Source organism: Pseudomonas sp. PP3, from assembly GCF_905336995.1.
GTDB lineage: Bacteria > Pseudomonadota > Gammaproteobacteria > Pseudomonadales > Pseudomonadaceae > Aquipseudomonas > Aquipseudomonas reinekei.
In genome coordinates this window covers 5556095-5579083 of sequence record NZ_HG995459.1, presented here as the reverse complement: position 1 = coordinate 5579083, position 22989 = coordinate 5556095, and the positions used below count along the sequence as shown (strand labels likewise).

The window sequence follows — 22989 nt, the reverse complement described above, 5'->3', positions numbered from 1 at the left end:
AGACAAGAGGCTCACTCAGTATATGGCAGATTTTCAACCGTCCAATCCGGGCTCACCATAGCCCCATGAATACGCTCGCCACGTTCTACCAAAACCTCGGTCTGGCCCTTTCATTGCTGGTCATCACCACCTTCCTGCTGGCCGGCATGATCAAGGGGGTGATCGGCCTCGGCCTGCCGACCGTGGCCATGGGCCTGCTCGGTCTGGCTATGGCTCCGTCGCAAGCTGCGGCGCTGTTGATCATCCCGGCGACCCTGACCAACGTCTGGCAATTAGCATTCGGTGGGCATCTGTCGGTGCTGCTCAAACGGTTGTGGCCGATGTTGTTGGCGATTTTTCTTGGCACCGGTGCGGGCACGTTATGGATCGGCATGACCGGTGGGCACTGGATGGTGCGAGGATTGGGGGCGGCACTGATGCTCTATGCCTTGAGCGGTTTGTTTCTGCCGACCCGGCGAGTGGGGCGTCGCAGCGAGCGCTGGCTCGGCCCGCTCTGCGGCGTGATCACCGGCGTCATCACCTCGGCTACTGGTGTGTTCGTGATTCCGGCGGTGCCTTATTTGCAGGCGCTGGGCTTGAACAAGGATGAACTGGTGCAGGCTTTGGGCCTGTCGTTCACCGTCTCGACTCTCGCCCTGGCCGGCGGGCTGCTATGGCGCGGGGCTTTGGGCGGGGGCGAGTTGAGTGCGTCGATGCTGGCGCTGATCCCGGCGGTGCTCGGCATGTTGCTCGGGCAATGGCTGCGCCAGCGGATCAGTGCCACGGTGTTCAAACGCGTATTTTTCGTTGGCCTCGGATTGCTCGGTGGCCATTTGTTGATCAGCGGCTAGCGGATGACGGGCTGATCATCTCGATGGCGCGGATCTCGAAATCACGCTCCAGGTACTCGTCGCGTTGTTCGAGAAATTGCTTCATGTGCGGCAGATTCGAGTGCACGTCGAGGTGGGCCTGGGACTGCCAGATTTCGTAGAAGATAAACAGTGTCGGGTCCTGTTTGTCGCGCAGCATGTGGTACTCGATACAGCCAGGCTCGGCACGACTGGCTTCTACGTAGCCGCTGAAAAACGCTTCGAAGGCATCGGATTTTTCCGGGCGGGTCTTGGCGTGCAGGATGAAACCTTGCATATCACTCATGAAAAAAAGCTCCTCGGGTCAGAAACCGCGCCAGTCTAAGGCAACAATTGCCTGATGATTCGTGCGTTTAGGTCAAATGTATTTTGCCAATTGGGTGCTTATTTCGCGCGAGGCAGATCGTTACTCTGCCGCCATCCAATTCCTGACCTTCTCGAGAGCCCCTCATGAAAAAAGTTCTGTTACTCAATGGCGGCAAAAAATTTGCCCACTCCGATGGCCGTTACAACACCACCCTGCATGAAGCCGCGTTGAGCGTGCTGGACCGTGGTGGCGTGGACGTGAAAACCACGTTCATCGACGAGGGTTACGACGTGGCTGAAGAAGTGGCCAAATTCCTTTGGGCCGACGTGATCATTTACCAGATGCCCGGCTGGTGGATGGGCGCGCCGTGGACCGTGAAGAAGTACATCGACGAAGTCTTTACCGAAGGTCATGGCAGCCTGTACGCCAGCGACGGCCGCACGCGTTCCGATTCTTCGCAGAAGTACGGCAGCGGTGGCTTGGTTCACGGCAAGCAGTACATGCTGTCGCTGACCTGGAACGCCCCTCAGCAAGCCTTCGACGACCCGACTGACTTCTTCGAGGGCAAAGGCGTGGACGCGGTGTACTTCCCGTTCCACAAGGCCAACGAGTTCCTGGGCATGACCGGGTTGCCAACTTTCCTCAGTGTGGACGTGATGAAACGTCCGAACATCGAAGGTGACGTGGCGCGTTATGAGCAGCATTTGGCTGAGGTGTTTGGCCTGAAGGCCTGAGGCTCCGCTACTATCGATATCTGAAGCCGGTACTGACCTGTGGCGAGGGAGCATCGACACCGGTTTATAGGACTATCGATAAGGAACACTCGTGAAAGCCAGATCCGATGAGTTGCAGATTTTCGTCTGCGTGATTGAGTGCGGATCGATTTCCGCGGCGGCCGAGCAGGTCGGGCAAACGCCGTCGGCGGTAAGCCGTACGCTGTCGCGGCTGGAGGCCAAGCTCGAGACAACGTTGATCAATCGCACCACGCGGCGCATGGATCTGACCGAAGAGGGCAAGTATTTCTTCGAGCACGCCAAGCTGATTCTCGATCAGATGGACGAGCTCGAAGAGCGCTTGACCTCACGCCAGCAGACGCCGTCCGGGCGCCTGCGCATCAACGCTGCCTCGCCGTTCATGCTGCACGCCATCGTGCCGCACATCGACGAGTTTCGACGGCTCTACCCCGACATCCAGCTTGAGCTCAACAGCAACGACCTGATCATCGATTTGCTGGAGCAAAGTACCGACATCGCCATTCGCATCGGCACGTTGGCCGACTCGACCCTGCACGCCCGCTCACTGGGTTGCAGCCCGTTGCACATCGTCGCAAGCCCTGGGTATCTGGAAAAGCACGGCACGCCGACGGCGGTGGCTGATCTGTCCGGACACACGCTGCTGGGCTTCACCCAGAACGAGGGCCTCAACCAATGGCCGCTACGTTACGTGCACGGCGATCGCTGGCCGATCCAGGCGTCGCTCAGCGCCTCCAGCGGCGAAACCATCCGCCACCTGGCGCTGGAAGGGCAGGGCATCGCCAGCCTGTCGCACTACATGACCATCGAAGACATTCGCGCCGGACGATTGAAGGTGCTGCTGGCGGAGTTCAACAGCGGTTATCGCCAGCCGATCAACGCCGTGTACTACCGTAACTCGCAACTGGCCTTGCGGATTCAGTGCTTTCTGGACTTTATCCAGAGCAAACTGGCGCTGTACGCCACCGACGATTTCAACGACTGATTCGTGATTACTGCGCAAGAGTGAATTGGGTCAGCGGGGATTTTTCGTCAAGAAACACTGCTTGATACTCGTTGCATCACTTATCCACGCAGGGAGTTTCTCCATGAACGTATTCGTTACCGGTGCAGCGGGTTTTATCGGTGGTTCCATCGCCACCGGCCTGATCAAGGCAGGTCAAAGCGTCACGGGCCTGGTGCGCAATGCCGAACAGGCGGATGAACTGAAAGCGCTGGGCATCACGCCTGTCATTGGCACGCTTGACGACAGCGCACTTCTCGCTGACCAGGCCCGAGCCGCCGACGCCGTCATCAACGCCGCCAGCAGCGACCATCGTGGCGCAGTCGAAGCCTTGCTCGATGCCTTGCGCGGCTCCAACAAAGTGTTCCTGCACACCAGTGGCTCGAGCATTGTCGGCGATGCTTCGGGCGGCAAGTCCAGCGAGGTCATCTACTTCGAAGACAATCTGCCGGAGCCCACCGTCGACAAGGCTGCACGCGTGGCCATCGACAACCTGATCCTCGCCGCCGCGAAGGACGGGGTAAATTCGGCGGTGATCTGCAACACCCTGATCTACGGCCACAGCCTGGGCGTCAATCGCGACAGTGTGCAGCTGCCGCGTTTGCTCAAGCAGGCGCGTAAAAGTGGTGTGGTGCGTCACGTGGGCACGGGACAGAACATCTGGTCCAACGTGCACATCGAAGACGTGGTTGCCTTGTACCTGCTGGCGCTGAGCAAAAATGTACCGGGTACGTTCTACTTTGTTGAAAGCGGTGAAGCGTCGTTCATCGACATGACCACGGCCATGGCGCAAGCGCTGGATCTGGGTGAACCACAGGATTGGCCACTCAAGGATGCCGAAGCCGAGTGGGGTTACGAGATGGCCAACTATGGCCTGGGCTCCAACAGTCGGGTTCGCGGCAAGCATGCGCGGGAAGTGTTGGGTTGGGCGCCGAAGCGGACTTCGGTGGTGGAGTGGATTCGCAGCGAGATGGTGTGAGTTCGCTTTAGACCGAGTTGCTGCCTTCGCGAGCAGGCTCGCTCCCACAGGGAATCTTCGTCGTGCACACATCTGTGCCCCACAAAGATCAAATATGGGAGCGAGCCTGCTCGCGAAGGCGTTTCTGAAATTGCATAAACTGGCCGGACCGCGCTCGATTCCGTAACATCCGCAAACTCTTTTCCTGCTTCCCCTGCATGCGGTCCTCCATGAAACCAATACGTCTACGCGCCGACATCCTGGCCGGACTCACCACGTCTTTCGCCCTGCTGCCCGAGTGCATCGCTTTCGCGCTGGTGGCCCATCTCAATCCGCTGATGGGGCTCTATGGAGCGTTCATCATCTGTACGCTCACGGCGCTGTTCGGCGGGCGCCCGGGCATGGTGTCCGGTGCTGCCGGATCGATGGCCGTGGTGATCGTCGCGCTGGTGGTGCAACACGGGGTGCAGTACCTGCTGGCCACGGTATTGCTGGGCGGGTTGATCATGATGGCTTTCGGCTTGCTCAAACTCGGGAAGCTGGTACGCATGGTGCCGCACCCGGTGATGCTCGGTTTCGTCAACGGCCTGGCGATCATCATCGCGCTGGCGCAACTGGAGCATTTCAAGAGCGGCGAGCGCTGGCTCAGCGGCACGCCGCTGTACATGATGATCGGTCTGGTCGCCGTGACCATGACCGTTGTCTATGTGCTGCCGCGGCTGACACGCACGGTGCCGCCGGCGCTGGTGGCGATTCTGGGTGTAGGCCTGGCGGTTTATCTGCTGGGTCTGCCAACCCGTACCCTCGGTGACATGGCGCACATCGCTGGCGGCCTGCCGACGCTGGCCTTGCCGGATATTCCATGGAATCTGGAAACCCTGCGGATCATCGCGCCGTACGCGATCCTGATGGCGCTGGTGGGGCTGCTGGAAACCCTGTTGACGCTGAACCTGACCGATGAAATCACCGAAAGCCGTGGCTATCCGGATCGCGAATGCGTGGCCCTGGGCGCGGCGAACATGGTCTCTGGTGCGTTCGGCGGCATGGGCGGTTGCGCGATGATCGGCCAGACAGTGATCAACCTCAGCTCTGGTGGGCGCGGGCGCTTATCCGGCGTTGTAGCCGGTGTGTCGATCCTGTTGTTCATCCTGTTCCTGTCACCGCTGATCGAGCGCATTCCGTTGGCGGCGCTGGTCGGGGTGATGTTCGTGGTGTCGCAACAGACCTTCGCCTGGGCCTCGCTGCGAGTGATGAACAAGGTCCCGCTCAACGATGCGCTGGTGATCATCGCCGTGACGGTGATTACCGTGTTCACCGACCTGGCCACCGCGGTGCTGTGCGGCATCATCATCGCGGCGCTGAATTTCGCCTGGCAACAGGCTCGACAGTTGTACGCCGACAGTCATCTGGAAAACGACGGGAGCAAGCTATACCGGGTGCACGGCACCTTGTTCTTCGCCTCGACCACGCCGTTTCTCAACCAATTCGATCCGGCCAACGACCCGGCTCAGGTGACGCTCGATTGTCGCCATCTGAGTTTCGTCGACTATTCCGCCATCGCCGCGCTCGACACCCTGCGCGAGCGCTACAGCAAAGCCGGCAAGCACCTGCGGGTGCTGCATTTGTCCGAGCGTTGCAAGAAATTGCTCCGACGCGCCCGGGTTCACCACGACTGAACCTCGACCGGGCAGGGGATGAAAATTCACCTGCCCGATTTTCATTATTCGCGACAAGACATATCTGTCAGCGACATCTCTTGCCTCTGTACGAAAATTACTTTCACCTCGTTTGATAATCACCTCTCGAAATGTTTTAAGACTTTCACAAATATTTCGACGTGACCCTCTCGAGGAGTACCGCATGACCCTGTCCTTCGGCTATTGGCTGCTGGTGTATGCCGCCATCGCCATCATTGCTTTGATCGTTCTGATCGCCCGTTACCGGCTCAATCCGTTCATTGTCATCACCCTGATTTCCATCGGCCTGGCGCTGGTGGCAGGCATGCCGCCGTCGGGCGTGGTGGGGGCGTATGAGGCCGGGGTCGGCAAGACCCTGGGGCACATCGCGCTGGTGGTGGCGCTGGGCACGATGCTCGGCAAGATGATGGCCGAGTCCGGCGGCGCCGAGCAGGTGGCGCGGACCTTGATCGACCGCTTCGGCGAGAAGAACGCGCATTGGGCGATGGTCTGTATCGCGTTCCTGGTGGGGTTGCCGCTGTTCTTTGAAGTCGGTTTTGTGTTGCTGGTGCCGATTGCGTTCACCGTGGCGCGGCGGGTCGGCGTGTCGATCCTGATGGTCGGCTTGCCGATGGTTGCCGGGCTTTCGGTGGTGCACGCGCTGGTGCCTCCGCACCCGGCGGCGATGCTGGCGGTGCAGGTGTATCAGGCATCGGTGGGGCAGACGTTGCTCTACGCCATTGCGATCGGCATTCCGACGGCGATCATCGCCGGCCCGCTGTACGCCAGGTTCATCGTGCCGCGCATTCAACTGCCCGCGGAAAACCCGCTGGAGCGCCAGTTCCTCGAACGCGAACCGCGTGACCGCCTGCCGGGTTTCGGCATTACCATGGCGACCATTCTGTTGCCGGTGGTGCTGATGCTGATCGGCGGCTGGGCCAACCTGATTTCGACGCCGGGTACAGGTTTCAACCAGTTCCTGCTGTTCATCGGCAACTCGGTGATCGCGCTGTTGCTGGCGACCTTGCTGAGTTTCTGGACCCTCGGCCTGGCCCAGGGCTTCAACCGTGAATCGATCCTCAAGTTCACCAACGAATGTCTGGCACCCACCGCGAGCATTACACTGCTGGTGGGTGCCGGTGGCGGCCTGAACCGGATTCTGGTGGACGCCGGCGTCACCGACCAGATCGTCGGCCTGGCCCACGAATTTCATTTGTCCCCGCTGTTGATGGGCTGGCTGTTTGCGGCGCTGATGCGCATCGCCACCGGCTCGGCCACCGTGGCCATGACCACAGCCTCGGGCGTGGTTGCGCCAGTGGCTATTGGCCTGGGTTATCCGCATCCGGAATTGCTGGTGCTGGCGACCGGCGCCGGCTCGGTGATTTTCTCCCACGTCAACGACGGTGGCTTCTGGTTGATCAAGGAATACTTCAACATGACGGTCACTCAGACCTTCAAGACCTGGACGGTACTTGAGACGTTGATCTCGCTCGTCGCTTTCGGTCTGACCGTTGGCCTTTCTTACCTGATTTAACCGGAGTCGCCCGCCATGGACATCCTCTACCAGATCCGCGCCCGTCAGGATTCCTTCAGTGCCGGTGAAGGTCGCATCGCTCGGCTGATGCTCGACGACGTAGGATTTGCCGCGTCCGCCAGCCTCGATGAGCTGGCGCTGCGGGCGGAGGTGAGCACCGCCACACTGTCACGGTTCGCCCGCACGGTCGGCTGCAAGGACTTGCGTGACCTGCGCTTGCAACTGGCCCAGGCCAACGGCGTCGGCAGCCGGTTTCTCGACCCGGCGGGGACACCGGATCAGTCGGCGTTCTACGGGCAGATCGTCGGTGATATCGAATCGACGTTGCGCCAGCACTTGTCGGCCTTTGAAGAGTCGCGTTTTGCTGATGCCGTGAAACTGTTGGGCAAGGCGCGAATGATTCACGCGTTCGGCATGGGCGGCTGCTCGACCCTGTGCAGCGATGAGCTACAAGTGCGCCTGGTGCGCCTCGGTTATCCGATTGCGGTATGCCACGACGCGGTGATGATGCGCGTCACGGCGGCCAGTCTCAGTACTGATCATGTGGTGGTCGTTTGTTCGCTGACCGGGATCACCCCGGAGTTGGTGGAGACGGTGGAACTGGCGCGCAACTATGGCGCACGCATCCTCGCGATCACCCGCGGCGACTCGCCGTTGGCACAACTGGCCGACATCGTCCTGCCGCTTCAAAGCGCCGAAACCTCATTCATCTACAAACCCACAGCGGCGCGCTACGGCATGCTGCTGGCCATCGACGTGCTTGCCACCGAACTCGCACTGGCCAATCCTCAAGACAATCAAGAGCGTTTGCGGCGGATCAAACTCGCCCTCGACGACTACCGCGGCGGCGACGATCACTTGCCGCTGGGAGACTGACATGACGTACGACACGCTGATCCGCAATGCACTGATCATCGACGGCAGCAACAGCCCCGGTTACCCGGCTGACGTGGCAATCCTGAACGGCCGCATCGAGCGCATCGGCGACTTGCACGACGCCCATGCCTGCGAAGAAATTGACGCGGCGGGGAAGGTACTGGCGCCTGGTTTTATCGACGTGCACACCCACGATGACACGGTGGTGATCCGCCAACCGCAGATGCTGCCCAAGCTCAGCCAGGGCGTGACCACGGTGATCGTCGGCAACTGCGGGATCAGTGCTTCGCCGGTGAATTTGCGCGGTGATCCGCCGGACCCGATGAACCTGCTCGGCAACGCGGCTGCGTTTGTCTATCCGACATTCCGTGACTACCGCACAGCGGTCGAGGCCGCGAATACCACGTTGAACGTTGCTGCATTGGTCGGGCATACCGCGTTGCGCAGCAATCACCTTGACGACCTGTTTCGCACTGCAACGCCCGATGAAATCGTCGCGATGCGCGAGCAACTGCGCGAGAGCCTGGAGGCCGGTGCGTTGGGTTTGTCCACTGGTCTTGCGTACGCCAGCGCGAACTCGGCCACCACTGACGAGGTCATGCAATTGACCGAAGAGCTGACAGCGTTCGGTGCGGTGTACACCACCCATTTGCGCAGTGAATTCGAACCAGTGCTGGAGGCCATGGACGAGGCATTCCAGATCGGCCGCCACGCGAAATCGCCGGTGATCATTTCCCACCTCAAATGTGCCGGCGCCGGCAACTGGGGGCGCAGTCCGCAACTGCTTGCGTCACTCGAACACGCGGCAAAAAACCATCCGGTGGGCTGCGATTGCTATCCCTATGCAGCGAGCTCTTCGACGCTGGACCTCAAGCAAGTCACCGATGCCCATCGCATCACCATTACCTGGTCGACACCGCACCCGGAAATGGGCGGGCGAGACCTGATGGACATCGCCGCCGAGTGGGACCTGTCGTTGCTCGATGCCGCCCGCCAACTGCAACCGGCGGGGGCGGTGTACTACGGAATGGACGAGGCTGATGTGCGCAGGATCCTCGCCCATCCGCTGTCGATGGTCGGCTCCGACGGCCTGCCTGAAGACCCGTTTCCGCACCCTCGTTTGTGGGGCGCGTTCCCGCGTGTGCTCGGACACTTCAGTCGCGATGTAGGTCTGTTCCCGCTGCACACCGCCGTGCACAAAATGACCGGGCTGTCGGCGGCGCGATTCGGCTTGAAGGCGCGCGGTGAGATTCGTGAGGGCCACTGGGCGGACCTGGTGCTGTTCGACCCGGCGACGATTCGCGACGTGGCGGACTTTAATGATCCGCAGCGGGCGGCCGAAGGCATTGAGGGGGTGTGGGTCAACGGCGTGCTGAGTTATCAGGACGGTCAGGCGAACGGGCGCCGTGAGGGACGGTTTCTGGCGCGGGAAGGGGACTTGCGCGAAGGGTTTTAGCGTCATTTCGAGCAGTGCGTCACAGTGATGGCACATTGAGATTAAAGAAAGCCATCATCAAGCCGAATTGCTGACGTACAGCCCGGCTACACTGTGGGCCATTTCTGTCTGGGAGCAACTCGATGAGCTTCGGCAAAACCACCCCGATCCTGCGGATCTTCGATGAAATCAAGGCCGTTGAATTCTACGTCGACTTCCTCGGATTCAAGATCGACTGGCAGCACCGCTTTGAAGCCAACTTCCCGTTGTACCTGCAAGTCTCCCGCGGCGAATGCGTGCTGCACCTCTCCGAACACCACGGCGACGCAACACCGGGCTCGGCCCTGCGCATCGAGACCGATGAGCTGGAAGCGTTCCAGCAGCAGCTACTGGCCAAGGAATACACCTTCGCCCGCCCTCAAATCCAGGCCATGCCCTGGGGCAGCCAGGACATGACCGTGACCGATCCGTTTGGCAATCGGTTGGTGTTTACCAATGCGATCAGTGTTTGAGCTTTAGATAGCTATTGATCATTCCCGCGCGAGAGCGTGGGAATGATCGGACTCACGTCCACTTCGGCCTCGCACAGGGCCAGCTAATTCCCCCGCAACGCCCTCATTAACTCCGCCACCACTTCCCGCACTCTATTATCCCCAGACACGCCATTAACAATTCCATGGAGGATCAGGGTGGTGGAACGCCCGTAGAAGCTCATACAGTTATTCCCTTGAGGTTATATTCCGCAGGTGGCATATTCGTATGAAATGGGACGTTGAATACACGGATGAATTTGGCGGGTGGTGGGTTGGCCTAGATGAAAAGGAGCAGGCGTCTATATCGGCCAGCGTTGACCTGCTGGAACTCTTCGGGCCTGGCTTGGGTTTTCCTCAAAGCAGCGATATCAAAGGCTCGCGGCATGGAAACCTCCGAGAACTGAGGGTGCAGCACGCGGGGCGTCCTTATCGCGTGCTATACGCGTTTGATCCGCGTCGATGCGCGTTATTGTTGATCGGTGGCGATAAAACCGGTCAGGACCGCTGGTACCACGAAAATGTCCCGTTTGCAGAAAAGCTGTACGACGAACACTTGGAAACACTGCGTAAAGAGGGCCGAAATGATGGCTAAAAAATTTGCTGAACTTCAGGCTCGCATGTCGCCGGAATCTCGTGCTGATGCTGAGCGTCTGTTCCAACAGCACCTGAAAGAGATGCCCCTGCATGAGCTGCGTAAAGCCCAGGAGTTGAGCCAGGAATCGCTAGCCAAAGCGTTACACGTCAATCAGGCGGCCATATCCAAAATGGAACGACGCACCGACATGTACATCAGTACATTGCGTAACTACATCCGCGCCATGGGTGGCGAACTGGAAATTATCGCGACCTTTCCTGAAGGTCAGGTAAAGATCGATAACTTTTCCAACTGAAAAAAACACAGAAGCCCTTTATTCAAAGGGCTTCTGTTCGAGTTGGCGGCGTATACGAGTTATACGCGGAAGTGACTCACCATCTGTTGCAACTGATTGCCCAACCGCGCCAGTTCAACGCTGGACGCCGCTGTCTCGTCGCTGGCCGCTGCAGTCTGTTCCGAGACGTCGCGCACGTTGATGATGCTGCGGCTGATTTCTTCGGCCACGGCACTTTGTTGTTCGGCAGCAGCGGCGATCTGCTGGTTCATCGACTGGATGTTGGACACCGTGCGGGTGATGCTTTCCAGTGAGGCACCCGCTTTGCGGGTCAGGGCGACGCTGCTGTCGGTAAGTGTGCGGCTGTTGTTCATCACCGCCGCCACTTGCTGGGTACCGTTTTGCAAACCGGCCACCAGGCCTTCGATTTCTTCGGTGGATTTTTGCGTGCGCTGGGCCAGGCCACGGACTTCGTCGGCCACCACGGCGAAACCACGTCCGGCTTCACCGGCGCGCGCCGCTTCAATCGCTGCGTTGAGTGCCAGCAGGTTGGTCTGTTCGGCCACGGCCTTGATCACGTCCATGACGCTGCCGATCTTGTCGCTTTCCTGTTGCAGCACACTCATGGCTTCGGTGGAACGCACCACTTCGCTGGCCAGGCGTTCGATCTGCGCGATCGCTTCGCCAACCACCTTGTCACCTTCACGGGCTTCACCGTCCGCCGCCGCGGCGGCTTGCGAGGCTTGCTCGGCATTGCGCGCGACTTCCTGCACGGTGGCGGTCATCTCGTGCATCGCGGTGGCGACCTGATCGGTCTCGATTTTCTGGCTGTTGACCCCGGCACTGGTTTGCTCGGTGACGGCCGACAATTCTTCGGCAGCGCTGGCAATCTGAGTGACGCCGTCGCGGATGCCGCTGATCAAATCGCGCAGGGTCACGCCCATGCGCGCGATGCCCTGTTGCAATACGCCGAGTTCATCGCGGCGGGTGACCTTGACGTCCTGGGACAGGTCGCCGCTGGCGATGCGATCAACCACCGCCAGGGTGTCGCGCAATGGACCGGTGATCTGCCGGGTAATAAGTACGGCGGCAATGATGCCCACCAACAATGCCAGCAGCGTGCTGACCAGTTGCAGGGTGCGGGCATTGGCGCTTTCGGCGTCGCGACGGTCGAGCTGGATCTGGTACAGCTGCTCGCTCAGGCTGACGATGGCTGCACCTTGGTCCGTCATTTCCTTGCGTGCCTGCACCACATCGCTGTTCGCGGTTTTGTAGGCTTGCAAGGCGCCGCGGTAGCTGCCCAACGCGGATTCCAATTGACGCAGGGCGTCTGGCTGCTCATCAGCGAAGTGCCCATTGAGCGACTTCACGCTGGCGATCGCGGAATCAAGTTGGGTGGCAGCTTTTTGCTCGGTCTCGGCGTTGGCGGCGGCGGTGTAGCCACGCACTTCGTAGCGGGCCAGGAGGAACGCTTCCTTGGCGGCGGTGATGGCCTGGAACTGTTCGAAGCGTTGGTCGCTCAGCGGCATTTGCTGTACGCGGGTGTTGATGTCGTTGATCAGCGTATTGGCCGTTTCGGCACTGACGGTCATGACGTCGCGGGCGCTGTTGCCAGCGCGATAAGCGCCACGCATTTTGTTCAGGGATGTCTTGTAGGCATCGATGACAGTGCCTTGCTCCCTGAGCAGTTTGAGATTTTCCGGGCTCTTGAATTTCACCAGCAACGCTTGCTGTTGAGCGGAAAACGCTTCGAGGGTGGTTTGCACGTTTTGAGCGGTGGTTTCGTCGCCGTTGGCCAGCATGTATTGCAGGCGCACCACCCGCAGCTTGGTCAGGCCCGCGTTGAGCCGGGTGATGTCACTCATCCAGTTGCTGCGGTCAATCAGGCTGCCCAGGCTGGTCCAGCCGGTCAGGGCGAGGACGCAGGTCAAGGCCAGTACCAGGCCAAACCCCAGGCCCAGTTTCAGGTTCACGCTGATATTGCCGAACCAGCTATTCATCAAAATTCCTCCAGGAACGTAGTGTTTCTCGATCGTCGGTTGGCTGGAAGATTGTTGTTTTTGGGGGCCAGCATGCGGTGTAGAAGGTCTGTATCGGCAGTGATCGCGAGAGCTGAAAGGATTTTGTCGAGGGATTGTGAAGGTGCATGTTCAACAAGGTCCCTGGCGCTGGCTTTTTAGGGGCGGGCGCGGCTGGGGAGGCCGGTCGATCAGGCGAGATCATTATCGACTGAGCCGAGGTCATCGCGAGCAGGCTCAGTCCTGCTGCAGGGGCGACCCGGAACAGACATGAGTTAATCCAGGCTGCGCGACCATTGCCGATCCGGATCTTCCCAGACCGTGCTGACCCGCGCCGTCAGCACGTGATCCTGCCATCGTCCATCAATGTTCAGATACGCCTTGGCATAGCCTTCACGTTCAAACCCCAGCCGCTCCAGCAACCGTGCACTGCGTTCGTTGCCGGGGATGTAGTTGGCCATGATCCGGTGCAGGTTCAGCGTTTCGAACATGTAGCGGATACCTGCGTCCACGGCTTCATGCATCAGGCCTTGGCCCTGATGGGCGTGGTCGATGTGATAGCCCAGATAGCAGGCCTGGAAAGCGCCGCGAACGATCCCGCTGAAATTGCACGCGCCGATCATCTGCCCGCTGTCGCGATCGAGCACGGCGAAATGCACCGCATAGCCTTCATCAAACGCCATGGCTTGCTGCGCGAGGCGCGAACGGATTTTTTCCGGGCTGTAGTAATCGTCTGCACGGATCGGTGACCACGGCGCCAGGTGTGTCTGGTTTCGCAGGTAGAAGTCGCTTTCCAACGCTGCCTGGCTCGGGCTGAGGACGGCCAGGTTCAGGCGTTTGCAGGGCAGGGTGAAGATCGCCATGTTGTGCTCCAGTTTGCGTGCACAATTTTCGTGGGGGGAGTTTCCGTAAAAAAAGACGCGTCCTACATACAAACTATTTCCTGGACGTCTTGATTCCTGTGCTTGAGCACCACCAAGGCATGGCTCATTGATCGAGCTCTGGCCGTTTATGCCGCAGGAAGCTTGTTAATGGAACTAACAAAAATATTCTCGCCACAGAACCGGCGCTTGATCAAGTTCACCTCGGTACATCCGCCGTTATGCCACCCATGAGGCTGAGGACAATCAGAACAAAAACACCGATCTGGGCAAGTTATGGGCCTTTTACTGGGATCGTGATAAAGCATTTTTGAAATGGTATGAAGCTCAAGGGCGCGCCAAGGGAGCCAAACTCTCAATCCCCCCGAGCACCATGTCCACCACCTACTGGCGATCCCAACTCCCCACCCTCTGGCAAACCATCAGCAACCGCGGCCCCGGAGAATTCCAACCCTCGCCGTGGCTACCCATCCGCTGGGCCCAGCACCAGGTCAAAGAGTTTGACGCCGCGCCGGTGCTCGGTTACCTGCGCCGCCCGATCAAGGTCTCGATGCAGGACGAACACGGCAAGCGACTCAAGCCGGCGTTGCGGGCCAAGGCGCTGCAAGCCGGCTGGTTACAGGCGCTGGATACCTTGCCCGAAGGGCATAAGCCGGTGCGCGTGTTCTTCGACACCACCGACCATGAACCAATCCCATTTGCCTGAGCGACGTTACCAGCAGCAGCGGCACCGTGGTTTCTTGCCAGCTTTAAGGTACGCACAAACAAAAAAAAAGCCCGCGGGAGGGCGGGCAAACCGTAGTTTCTTGAATGAGCGAGGCAAATGTACAGGGTGTGGCTTGGAGGCGGGGTGAAGAAAAGTTCATCTGTCGACCGATGAGTGTGACAGTGGCGAGAGGCGACGATCTGGATGCGCTCAGGGCTAATTTTGCGCGAGTGGAATGCTGATCACATTTGACTCATTTTTATAATGTGACTGAAATGATGCTCCCAGAGACTTCGATGGATGCCGCCGATGTGCCATTGTGGAAGAGGGGGGACGTCAATGACCAGGAAGGCATGGCGCCTATTTCGCTCAAAATGGATCCATTTTGGGCGTCAATAAAGTGACGGATAATCACTATTGCGTGCCGCGTGGCGGCAAAATAGACAAGCTATTGACAGTGCCAGTTTGATCTCCCATTATCAGCCGCGTTTTGATGGCTTAGCGCCATAAAAATGTCGGTGGTGACTGGGCAGTTCCCCATTGTTCGCAACCGCAATACGATGACAAATGCCCACACCGTCAGCGGCCTCTTGAACGAGTATCCGCTTGAATATTCAGGAAGAAATTTCATGTTCGTTGAGCGCGTACTGGTCACTGGCGGAGCGGGATTCATTGGGTCGCACCTTGTCGAAGCGTTGCTGGCCAAGGGTTATAAAGTCCGTGTTCTGGATAACTTGTCCACCGGCAAAGTCAGTAATTTGCCAATGGACAACGCCAATCTGAACCTGGTTATCGGCGATGTCGCAGACAGCGCCGCCGTGGCCCAGGCCATGCGCGATTGCAGCGCCGTCGTACATTTGGCGGCAGTGGCTTCGGTGCAAGCGTCGGTGGACGATCCAGTCGGTACGCATCAAGCCAATTTCGTCGGTACCCTCAACGTTTGCGAAAACATGCTGAAGGCCGGGATCAAGCGCGTCGTGTTTGCCTCCAGTGCTGCCATCTATGGCAACAACGGCGAAGGTTCGGCCATCGACGAAGACACGCCAAAATCGCCGCTCACGCCCTATGCCAGCGACAAGTTGTCCAGCGAGCACTACCTGGATTTCTATCGCCGCGAGCACGGCCTGGAGCCGGTGATCCTGCGCTTCTTCAACATCTTTGGCCCGCGTCAGGATCCGTCCTCGCCGTACTCCGGGGTGATCAGCATTTTCACCGAGCGAGCGCTGAAGCAGCAGCCGGTGTCGATTTTCGGTGATGGCGAGCAGACCCGCGACTTCGTTTACGTCCTGGACCTGGTGAGCATTCTGCTGCAAGCCGTGGAGACCACCGAGCCGCGTCCCGGGGCGGTGAACGTCGGTCTGAGCCGTTCCACCAGCCTCAATGATTTGATCGCTGAACTGGGGGCCGCCACCGGCAATCCTCTGACGGTGAATAATCAGGCGCCACGTCAAGGCGACATACGCCATTCGCGCGCCAATAATGCCCGCCTGCTTGAGCGCTTCAAGCTTCCGGAACCGACTTCCATCGGCAACGGTCTAGCGCAACTCATCCGCAGTTTGTAACTCGGTCGGTTTTACTGCCCGACGTTCAAGCAGTACTGAATTCCGTCATTTCAAGAGTGAGTTATGGAAATCGTTTTTCGCAGGACGCGTGTCCGCTCGGTCGCCAAGCGACTGCTAGCCGCTATGGCGCTATGTGTGAGTGGACCTGCCGTACAAGCCGCGGTGTTGACCCCTCCTTCCAGCGTGACCTTCTGGTATGCCGATGAGCCGCCGATCTCTGAACTGGCCCAGTTCGACTGGGCAGTTGTCGAGCCGGGGCACATGACGGCGAGCGATGTCAAAACGTTGCGCAAGCTGGGCAGTGAACCGTTTGCCTATGTGTCTGTGGGAGAGTTCGACGGCTCAAAGGCTGACATCACCAAGGCCGGCCTGGACAAGGCTGTCTCTCCGGTGCGAAACGATTCGTGGAACAGCCAGGTCATGGACCTCACGGCACCGGCCTGGCGCGAACATTTGCTCGGGCGTGCCAAGCAGCTGCAAGCCCAGGGTTATGGCGGACTTTTTCTCGATACCCTCGACAGTTTCACTCTACTGCCGGAAGCATCACGTGAAGCACAGCGTGCCGGCCTTGCCAGTTTTCTGCGGGAACTGCACAAGCAGCAGCCAAAGCTGAAACTGTTTTTCAATCGTGGCTTTGAAGTGCTGCCGGAGCTCGACGGCGTGGCGGCAGCGGTAGCTTTCGAGTCGCTGTATGCCGGTTGGGATGCAGCCGCCAAGCGATATCGACCCGTGCCGGAGGCGGACCGCCAATGGCTGCTGGGCCAGCTGCAACCGTTGCGTGCCAAGGGCATTCCACTGGTGGCGATCGACTATTTGCCACCGGAACGACGTGAGGAGGCCCGCAAGCTGGCCAAGCGTTTGCGCGATGAAGGTTTCATTCCTTTTATCAGCACCCCAGACCTGAATTCGATGGGTATCAGCAACATCGAAGTGCAGCCGCGACGTGTAGCGTTGGTTTACGACCCGCGCGAGGGTGACCTGGCTGATAATGCCGGTCATACCTATCTCGGGGGGCTGCTCGAATACCTCGGGTATCGCGTCGACTACCTGCCTGCCAACAGCTCCATGCCGGAATATCGCTTCAGTGGCTTGTATGCCGGGGTGATTACGTGGATGACCAGCGGTTCGCCGCAAGATGCTGCAGCGTTCAACCGCTTCATTAGCGCGCGTCTGGACGAGCACGTGCCGGTGGTTTTTTTCTCCGGCCTGCCGATTGAAGACCGGGTTCTGCTCAAGCGCATGGGCCTGACCCGCGAAGCTCCGCCGGGTACCCAAACCCTGACCGTTACTCATCAAGACAAGGCGCTGGTCGGCGCTTTTGAAGCACCGGTGCAGCCCCGATCCCGTGATCTGACGGCGGTTTCGGTATTGCCCAAGGGGCCGACACCGGCACTCTCGCTGAGCAATGCCGCAGGCGAAACTTTTAATCCGGTCGTCATTGGCGATTGGGGCGGTCTGGCGCTGGCGCCTTACCTTCTTGAGGTGAACAACGAGCGCAGTCGCTGGATTCTCGATCCCTTCGCCTTCCTCAAGGCAAGCCTGCGTCTGCCTGAGCAACCACGCCCTGACACCACCACGGAAAACGGCCGTCGAATCGCCACCGTACATATCGATGGCGATGGTTTTCCATCCCGCGCCGAAGTGCGTGGCACTCCGTACGCCGGTCGTCACACGCTGGACGACTACATCAAGCCCAACCCGTTCCTGACGTCGGTGTCGATCGTCGAGGGTGAGATTTCGCCGCGCGGCATGTTCCCGCACCTGGCACGTGAGCTGGAGCCCATCGCCCGCGAGATCTTCGCCAACCCGAAAGTCGAAGTGGCCACTCACACCTTCAGCCATCCGTTTTTCATGCAGCCGGACAAGGCCAGGAAGCGTGAGAACTTCAAACCGGAATATGGCTTGAACATGGCGATTCCGGGCTACGACAAAATTGATTTCCAGCGCGAGGTTGTCGGTTCGCGCGACTACATCAACCAGCAGCTCACCACCCCGGAAAAACCGGTGAAAATGGTGTTCTGGCCAGGTGATGCCCTGCCTTCGGCGTCGACGCTGAAGATTGCCTACGATGCCGGTCTGAAAAACGTCAACGGCGCGGAAACGATGATGACCAAGGCCGATCCGTCGCTGACCGGGTTGAACCCGTTACTGCGCCCTACCGAGGGCGGTTTGCAGTACTACGCGCCGATCATCAACGAGAACCTCTACACCAACCTGTGGCACGGCCCCTACTACGGCTTCCGCGAATTGATCGAGACCTTTGAACTGACTGACAGCCCAAAGCGTCTGCGGGGCCTGCACCTTTACTACCACTTCTACTCAAGCACCAAGCAAGCCTCGATCAAGGCCATGCACGAGATCTACGGCTACATGCGTGAGCAGAATCCGATGTCGCTGTGGATGAGCGACTACATCGATCGATTGCATGGCTTGTACCAGGCCAGCCTGGCGCGGACCGCCGATGGCAATTGGCAGATTCGCGGCATGGATGCATTGCGCACCGTGCGCCTGGACCCGCAAATGGGCTGGCCGGATTTGCTGCGATCGCAAGGCATTGCCGGTGTTCGAGATATACCGCAAGGCCGCTATGTGGCCCTGAGCAGCGATCGGGCACTGTTGGTGCTGCGACCTGATCGGGATAGCCGCCCGGCATTGGAGGATGCGAATTTGCCTCTGCTGAGTTGGCAGTACCTGGATGATAAACGCGTGAGTTTTTCGTTTGCCGGGCAGTTTGATCTGACCTTCTCGGTACGCTCGGCGAGTGCCTGCCGGGTCGAAGTGGATGGACAGCGTTTTGCAGGCAAGGGGTCTGCGGGCCTTTGGACTTTTCAATTACCAATGAAGCAGGTGAGTAATGGTCAGCTCCTCTGCAACTAAAAAAAGCCGCCTGCTCAACCCATGGGCATTGGCGGTGGTGGCGGTTGCCGTGGGAGGTCTGCTGTGGGCGACCTTCCAGCGTGAAGAAGTATTCCAGCCCGATGGCCGTGAGCCGGATGCGGTCTCGGCCAACTATGCCGAGTTGCTGCTGGCGGCCCACCCGGACGACGATCACTTGCGTATGCAACTGATCGATTTGCTGATTCGTCTGGGTGAGTACGACAAGGCGCGGCGGCACCTGGAGGCCTGGCCGCATCCGAAGGCCGAGATTCAGGCTTTTTATCGTTTGCAGCTTGACGCATTGGTTGCCGAGAGCAGCAACGACCTGATTGCTCAGCAGGCATTGGTTGAGCGGATGAAAACCTTCGATCACCGCAAGTTGCCGACGCCGCAGTTGCAGACCCTGGCCAAGCTTGCGCTGGAGTTGCAGGCCCCGGCGTTCGCCGCTGGCGTCTTCGAAGAAATTGCCAACCGTGAACCGAAGTTGCGTACCGAATCGTTGAGATCTGCCGCCCAGTGGTATATGGCAGGTGAGCAGCCTGGGCGTGCAGCTGATATTTATCAGCAGCTCAAAAGAGAAGCCCAGGTAGGCGCCGAGCGTCGCGAATTTGCAAAGCTGGCTTTTGACAGCCTGCTGTCCGCCGGTCGTGGTGACCAGGCCGCACAGGTGCTTGCCGATGAACTACCGCAGCTGACCAATCCGCAAACCGATATTGCCTGGCTGGAACAGGGCGTTGATGTCGCGGTAGCGAACAAGCGTTTTGAGCTGGCACAGCAAGTGCTCAAGCAGTGGCAGATCTTGCAACCGGATAACCCGCAAATCCCGTTGAAGGCTTTCCATGTGCGACTGGCCATCGGCGACCTGGCGGGTGCCTGGGAAACCGGTCAGCAATTGGTGATCGACCACCCCCAGGATCAGGCGTTGCTTGAGCAAATGGCTCTGCTGGGTGAATGGCGTGGAGAGAACGAGGCCGCGTTGACCTACTGGATCAGTCTGCTGAGGTTGCGCGAAGACCCGAAGCTGCGCGAGCACGCGTGGCGTCTGGGGAGTCAGCAATTTGATTTCGATCGTTCGATCCCGTTGCTCGAAGAGATCATGGATCAGCGTGCGCTGACTGACATCGAACTCGATGCACTGAACTACGGTCATGAATCGCGGGGCACGCCGAATGAGGCCGAAGCCTGGTTCCGCAAGTACTTGCGCAAGTACCCGTCGCATCGCCTGGCGTGGACGCGTTTGTTGCAGAACCTGGAAAACACCGGGCAGTTCGAGAGCAAGACCAAGGTTTATGAGAGCTATGCCAAACGCTTCAAGCTCAATACCACCGAGCAGGTCGACTGGGCCAACACCTACCTGAAATTGTTCGATAACAAATCCGCATGGCAGGTGGTTCAGGACGATGACAAGACCATCGACGATGAGAATTACTGGCACGCCCGTGCGTCCTTGGCCTGGGAGCTGGAGCGCGATGAGGATTTACGGGTTTCGCTGGAAAAACTGCTTGCGATCAATGGCAAGTTGACCAGTGGCGACGAGAGCCAGCTGATCACCATGTATCGCACTCGCGATCCTCAACGCGCCTTGAAGTTGACGATTGGCAGCTGGGAGCGCACCCGGGATCCGCAACGTCTGGTCGAGGCGTTGCAGCAAGCCCAGGAGTTGGACGACTGGTCGCGGGTGGCATCGCTGCTTAAGGATGCCGAGCAATATCCGGATGCCTATGATCAAGCCCAGGTGCTGGCGATGCGGGGTGCACTGGCGGCCACGCAGGGGAATGCCGATGAGGCAGAGCGCCTGTATCAACTGGGCTTGTCGCGTTACCCCACTGACAACTTGTTCCGTGAGCGACTGGTGTGGTTCTACGTTGACCAGGCGAACACCGCGAAACTCAAGCCTCTGATGACCCAGTGGCGCGATGATGCACGCCAGGACCGACTGCTGTGGCTGCCGTTCGCCAGTGCCAGCCAGTTGCTGGGCCGCGACGCAGAAGCACTCGCCTGGTATCGCATGTACCTCAAAAGCAGTCCGCAGGACTGGCTGGTGCGGGCGGCCTATGCCGACGCATTGGAAAGCGCCGGTTATGAGGATGCAGCCCAGCGATTGCGCCTGAAGCTGCTGCGCAGCCCGGAAGGTGAGGACATAAAGCCCTCGTCGCAGCGTTACGCTGTCTGGCTGCGCCTGATGACCAGCAGTTACTCGCCGAAAAAGGCGCAGCACGAGTTGTTGAGGTGGAAGGACGGTTCGCCGGCGATGTTGCAAATGTGGTTCGAACGCTTGCTGGCGCGCCTCGATACCACCAATTCGGAATCGCAAAAGGATGATTGGCTGGCGTGGGCACGTAGCCATGGCTTGAAGGTCGAACGCTACGAGCAGATTCAGGAAGCCCTGCGTAGCCGTAACAAGTCGCAAGTCGAAACCTTGCTGGCCCGTAGCGACTTGAACCCTGCGCAACGGGCTCAGGCGCTCAATCGCCTGGGTCGCCTGAACGAAGCCCTCGACACCAGCCTGACAGCGCTCGGTGACGAGCAGCCGGAAGCGGTGCGCGAACAGCTGCGTCGCCAGGCCGTGGAAATCCACGAGCGCACGCCGCAAGGCGCGCAGTTGTCGTGGCAAGAGCAGGATTTCGGCGGGATCGAGTTCAACGCGCCGCGTCTGCAAATCGCGCACAACCTGGGCGATAAGTGGTACGCCGATCTTGAGCTGGAACAGGGCGACTACAGCGGTGACGAAATCGAATCATCGAAAATCGGCGAAGAGCGTAATGCCGCCCTGACACTGCAACGTGCAGTGGATAACGGCAGCTACAAACTGTTTGCCGATACCAGCCAGCGCGACGATGACGACCGCAACGGCCTGGGCCTGTCCCGGACCTGGCAGTTGGGCGTGAGCGATGAACTGGAAACCGGAGTTGATTGGCATCGCAAGAACGAAGACAGCGGTTTGATGCGCGCCTTCGGCCAACAGGACCGCGTGTATCTGGGCGGGCGTCACAGCCTGACGGCCCGCGATCAGTTCAGTTGGGAAGTCGCACAGCGGTCGTTTTCCACCCGTGCCGGGGACGATCTGGGCGATGGTCACGCGCTGAAAATGGAGTACAACCACACGCTGGAATTCGCCGGTCCCAACTGGACCGTGCGCAGCGGTGTCGATTACCAGAAGAACCGGGTCAAGGACAAAAATCTGGATTATCTGTCCAGCAACTTTGGCGGGCCGGTCATCAGGGCCGCGCCTGAGCAGACGTTCGACCCGGATACCGGTGAGCCCGATCCGATCAATCCACTGGATATCGAGACCGTCACCGCCAGCGACTTGCTGCAAAGCCGCTATGGCCAACTGTATTTCGGCAGTTCCTGGCGTCGCGGCATACCTGGCGCACTGGTGCGGACCAAACCGCAGTACACCTGGCTGGTGGACCTGACGGCAGGCTGGCAATGGACCGATCAAACCTTTAACTACGGCATCAATACCGGGATCGGCGTTGAAGTGCTGGGTGATGACGAACTGGCCCTGACCTTCGGCTACCAATCCGCGCCACAAGGCGGGGACGGCAAGGCCGGTGGAACACTGGGCGTGAGCTACGGCGTGCGTTTCGGACGCTGATCATGGAATTTTCTACGGGAGAAAAACGTATGCAAGCAATTCGTAATCTGAGCCTGGCGCTGGCGGTCCTGTTCGTCGCCGGTTGTGCCAGCTTCACCGACGAAAGCAGCCCGAACCTGCCGCGCACTGCGCAGTGGGGCATCGTGCCGATGGTCAACTATTCGCAGACGCCGCAGGCCGGTGAGCGCAGTGAGCAAATCCTGCTCAGCGTCCTCAGCAGCCACGGCCTGCAACCGCGGGTTTACCCGGCCAGCACCCAGGGTGAACAGGCCTTGATGGACGACAACGAGCGTCTGGCCGGTGCGCTGGATTGGGCGCGTGAGCAGAAACTCGATTACGTGGTCGCCGGCAGCGTTGAAGAGTGGCAGTACAAGAACGGCCTGGACGGCGAGCCGGCAGTGGGCATCAGCCTGCGCGTGCTGGATGCGAACAGCGGCCAGGTGCTCTGGAGCAAAAGTGGCGCGCGTGCCGGTTGGTCTCGTGAAAGCCTGGCGGGTACCGCGCAAAAGGTGCTCGACAAACTTGTTGGCGCCCTTAGGTTCGAGTGATTGCA

18 protein-coding genes and 1 pseudogene are annotated in these 22989 nt (G+C 59.4%); 16 read left to right on the top strand and 3 right to left on the bottom strand.

What is annotated here, in order from left to right:
- Positions 1-65: 65 nt before the first annotated feature.
- On the top strand, positions 66-830 hold the full coding sequence (locus KHO07_RS25365) for a sulfite exporter TauE/SafE family protein (protein ID WP_212625843.1): 765 nt from the start codon (positions 66-68) through the stop codon (positions 828-830).
- On the opposite strand, the gene KHO07_RS25360 is transcribed toward KHO07_RS25365, so the two are convergent.
- A complete protein-coding gene (locus KHO07_RS25360) occupies positions 820-1134 on the bottom strand; it encodes a putative quinol monooxygenase (RefSeq protein ID WP_150705273.1) in 315 nt (104 codons plus the stop codon). The two genes, KHO07_RS25365 and KHO07_RS25360, sit on opposite strands and share 11 nt — an antisense overlap.
- A 164-nt stretch (positions 1135-1298) precedes the next feature.
- Here KHO07_RS25360 and KHO07_RS25355 point away from each other — a divergent pair, with 164 nt between their 5' ends.
- The 10 genes from KHO07_RS25355 to KHO07_RS25310 all read left to right on the top strand — a co-directional run bounded on the left by KHO07_RS25355 (position 1299) and on the right by KHO07_RS25310 (position 10812).
- Positions 1299-1889 (top strand): NAD(P)H-dependent oxidoreductase, encoded by a 591-nt coding sequence (locus KHO07_RS25355; RefSeq protein WP_150731741.1) that lies wholly within the window; start codon positions 1299-1301, stop codon positions 1887-1889.
- A 91-nt stretch (positions 1890-1980) separates the two neighbouring features.
- Positions 1981-2892, top strand: a complete 912-nt coding sequence (locus KHO07_RS25350; RefSeq protein WP_212625842.1) for a LysR family transcriptional regulator — start codon at positions 1981-1983, stop codon at positions 2890-2892.
- Positions 2893-2995: 103 nt separating this feature from the next.
- Positions 2996-3889: an NAD-dependent epimerase/dehydratase family protein gene (locus KHO07_RS25345; protein WP_212625841.1), complete on the top strand. Its 894-nt coding sequence runs from the start codon at positions 2996-2998 to the stop codon at positions 3887-3889.
- 209 nt (positions 3890-4098) lie between these two features.
- Positions 4099-5544, top strand: coding sequence for a SulP family inorganic anion transporter (locus KHO07_RS25340; RefSeq protein WP_150731744.1), 1446 nt, complete (start codon positions 4099-4101; stop codon positions 5542-5544).
- A gap of 184 nt (positions 5545-5728) precedes the next feature.
- Complete coding sequence (locus tag KHO07_RS25335) at positions 5729-7078, top strand: gluconate:H+ symporter (protein ID WP_150731745.1); 1350 nt, start codon at positions 5729-5731, stop codon at positions 7076-7078.
- A gap of 15 nt (positions 7079-7093) precedes the next feature.
- Positions 7094-7954, top strand: coding sequence for a MurR/RpiR family transcriptional regulator (locus tag KHO07_RS25330; RefSeq protein WP_150731746.1), 861 nt, complete (start codon positions 7094-7096; stop codon positions 7952-7954).
- Between the two features lies 1 nt (position 7955).
- A complete protein-coding gene (locus KHO07_RS25325) occupies positions 7956-9410 on the top strand; it encodes a D-aminoacylase (protein ID WP_212625840.1) in 1455 nt (484 codons plus the stop codon).
- Positions 9411-9532: 122 nt separating this feature from the next.
- Positions 9533-9901: a glyoxalase superfamily protein gene (locus KHO07_RS25320; protein WP_075949529.1), complete on the top strand. Its 369-nt coding sequence runs from the start codon at positions 9533-9535 to the stop codon at positions 9899-9901.
- Between the two features lie 247 nt (positions 9902-10148).
- Positions 10149-10514, top strand: coding sequence for a type II toxin-antitoxin system RelE/ParE family toxin (locus tag KHO07_RS25315; RefSeq protein WP_150731748.1), 366 nt, complete (start codon positions 10149-10151; stop codon positions 10512-10514).
- Positions 10507-10812: an XRE family transcriptional regulator gene (locus KHO07_RS25310; RefSeq protein ID WP_150732444.1), complete on the top strand. Its 306-nt coding sequence runs from the start codon at positions 10507-10509 to the stop codon at positions 10810-10812. The genes KHO07_RS25315 and KHO07_RS25310 overlap by 8 nt, the downstream gene beginning before the upstream one ends.
- 59 nt (positions 10813-10871) lie before the next feature.
- On the opposite strand, the gene KHO07_RS25305 is transcribed toward KHO07_RS25310, so the two are convergent.
- Together KHO07_RS25305 and rimJ are read right to left on the bottom strand one after the other, a co-directional pair.
- The gene (locus KHO07_RS25305) at positions 10872-12791 is read right to left on the bottom strand and encodes a methyl-accepting chemotaxis protein (RefSeq protein WP_150731749.1); all 1920 of its coding nucleotides are present in this window, start codon (positions 12789-12791) and stop codon (positions 10872-10874) included.
- A gap of 293 nt (positions 12792-13084) precedes the next feature.
- Complete coding sequence (gene rimJ / locus KHO07_RS25300; RefSeq protein ID WP_212625839.1) at positions 13085-13672, bottom strand: ribosomal protein S5-alanine N-acetyltransferase; 588 nt, start codon at positions 13670-13672, stop codon at positions 13085-13087.
- A gap of 223 nt (positions 13673-13895) precedes the next feature.
- Here rimJ and KHO07_RS25295 point away from each other — a divergent pair.
- The 5 genes and pseudogenes from KHO07_RS25295 to KHO07_RS25275 all read left to right on the top strand — a co-directional run.
- Positions 13896-14375: pseudogene (locus tag KHO07_RS25295) on the top strand (hypothetical protein); the annotation flags it as partial.
- A gap of 650 nt (positions 14376-15025) precedes the next feature.
- Complete coding sequence (locus KHO07_RS25290) at positions 15026-15958, top strand: NAD-dependent epimerase/dehydratase family protein (protein WP_212625838.1); 933 nt, start codon at positions 15026-15028, stop codon at positions 15956-15958.
- 63 nt (positions 15959-16021) lie between these two features.
- Positions 16022-18835 (top strand): bifunctional glycoside hydrolase 114/ polysaccharide deacetylase family protein, encoded by a 2814-nt coding sequence (locus tag KHO07_RS25285; RefSeq protein ID WP_212625837.1) that lies wholly within the window; start codon positions 16022-16024, stop codon positions 18833-18835.
- Entirely contained in the window at positions 18813-22436 is a 3624-nt protein-coding gene (locus KHO07_RS25280) for a tetratricopeptide repeat protein (RefSeq protein ID WP_212625836.1), read from the top strand. Before KHO07_RS25285 ends, KHO07_RS25280 begins: the two co-directional genes overlap by 23 nt.
- 29 nt (positions 22437-22465) lie before the next feature.
- Complete coding sequence (locus KHO07_RS25275) at positions 22466-22984, top strand: penicillin-binding protein activator LpoB (RefSeq protein ID WP_150731756.1); 519 nt, start codon at positions 22466-22468, stop codon at positions 22982-22984.
- Positions 22985-22989 lie beyond the last annotated feature (5 nt).

Coding starts and splice junctions, on each gene's coding strand:
- KHO07_RS25355 (WP_150731741.1), top strand. CDS start 1,299: ATGAAAAAAGTTCTGTTACTCAATGGCGGCAAAAAATTTGCCCACTCC.
- KHO07_RS25325 (WP_212625840.1), top strand. CDS start 7,956: ATGACGTACGACACGCTGATCCGCAATGCACTGATCATCGACGGCAGC.
- KHO07_RS25280 (WP_212625836.1), top strand. CDS start 18,813: ATGGTCAGCTCCTCTGCAACTAAAAAAAGCCGCCTGCTCAACCCATGG.
- KHO07_RS25315 (WP_150731748.1), top strand. CDS start 10,149: ATGAAATGGGACGTTGAATACACGGATGAATTTGGCGGGTGGTGGGTT.
- KHO07_RS25365 (WP_212625843.1), top strand. CDS start 66: ATGAATACGCTCGCCACGTTCTACCAAAACCTCGGTCTGGCCCTTTCA.
- KHO07_RS25360 (WP_150705273.1), bottom strand. CDS start 1,134: ATGAGTGATATGCAAGGTTTCATCCTGCACGCCAAGACCCGCCCGGAA.
- KHO07_RS25340 (WP_150731744.1), top strand. CDS start 4,099: ATGAAACCAATACGTCTACGCGCCGACATCCTGGCCGGACTCACCACG.
- KHO07_RS25310 (WP_150732444.1), top strand. CDS start 10,507: ATGGCTAAAAAATTTGCTGAACTTCAGGCTCGCATGTCGCCGGAATCT.
- KHO07_RS25345 (WP_212625841.1), top strand. CDS start 2,996: ATGAACGTATTCGTTACCGGTGCAGCGGGTTTTATCGGTGGTTCCATC.
- KHO07_RS25305 (WP_150731749.1), bottom strand. CDS start 12,791: ATGAATAGCTGGTTCGGCAATATCAGCGTGAACCTGAAACTGGGCCTG.
- rimJ (WP_212625839.1), bottom strand. CDS start 13,672: ATGGCGATCTTCACCCTGCCCTGCAAACGCCTGAACCTGGCCGTCCTC.
- KHO07_RS25320 (WP_075949529.1), top strand. CDS start 9,533: ATGAGCTTCGGCAAAACCACCCCGATCCTGCGGATCTTCGATGAAATC.
- KHO07_RS25290 (WP_212625838.1), top strand. CDS start 15,026: ATGTTCGTTGAGCGCGTACTGGTCACTGGCGGAGCGGGATTCATTGGG.
- KHO07_RS25285 (WP_212625837.1), top strand. CDS start 16,022: ATGGAAATCGTTTTTCGCAGGACGCGTGTCCGCTCGGTCGCCAAGCGA.
- KHO07_RS25335 (WP_150731745.1), top strand. CDS start 5,729: ATGACCCTGTCCTTCGGCTATTGGCTGCTGGTGTATGCCGCCATCGCC.
- KHO07_RS25275 (WP_150731756.1), top strand. CDS start 22,466: ATGCAAGCAATTCGTAATCTGAGCCTGGCGCTGGCGGTCCTGTTCGTC.
- KHO07_RS25330 (WP_150731746.1), top strand. CDS start 7,094: ATGGACATCCTCTACCAGATCCGCGCCCGTCAGGATTCCTTCAGTGCC.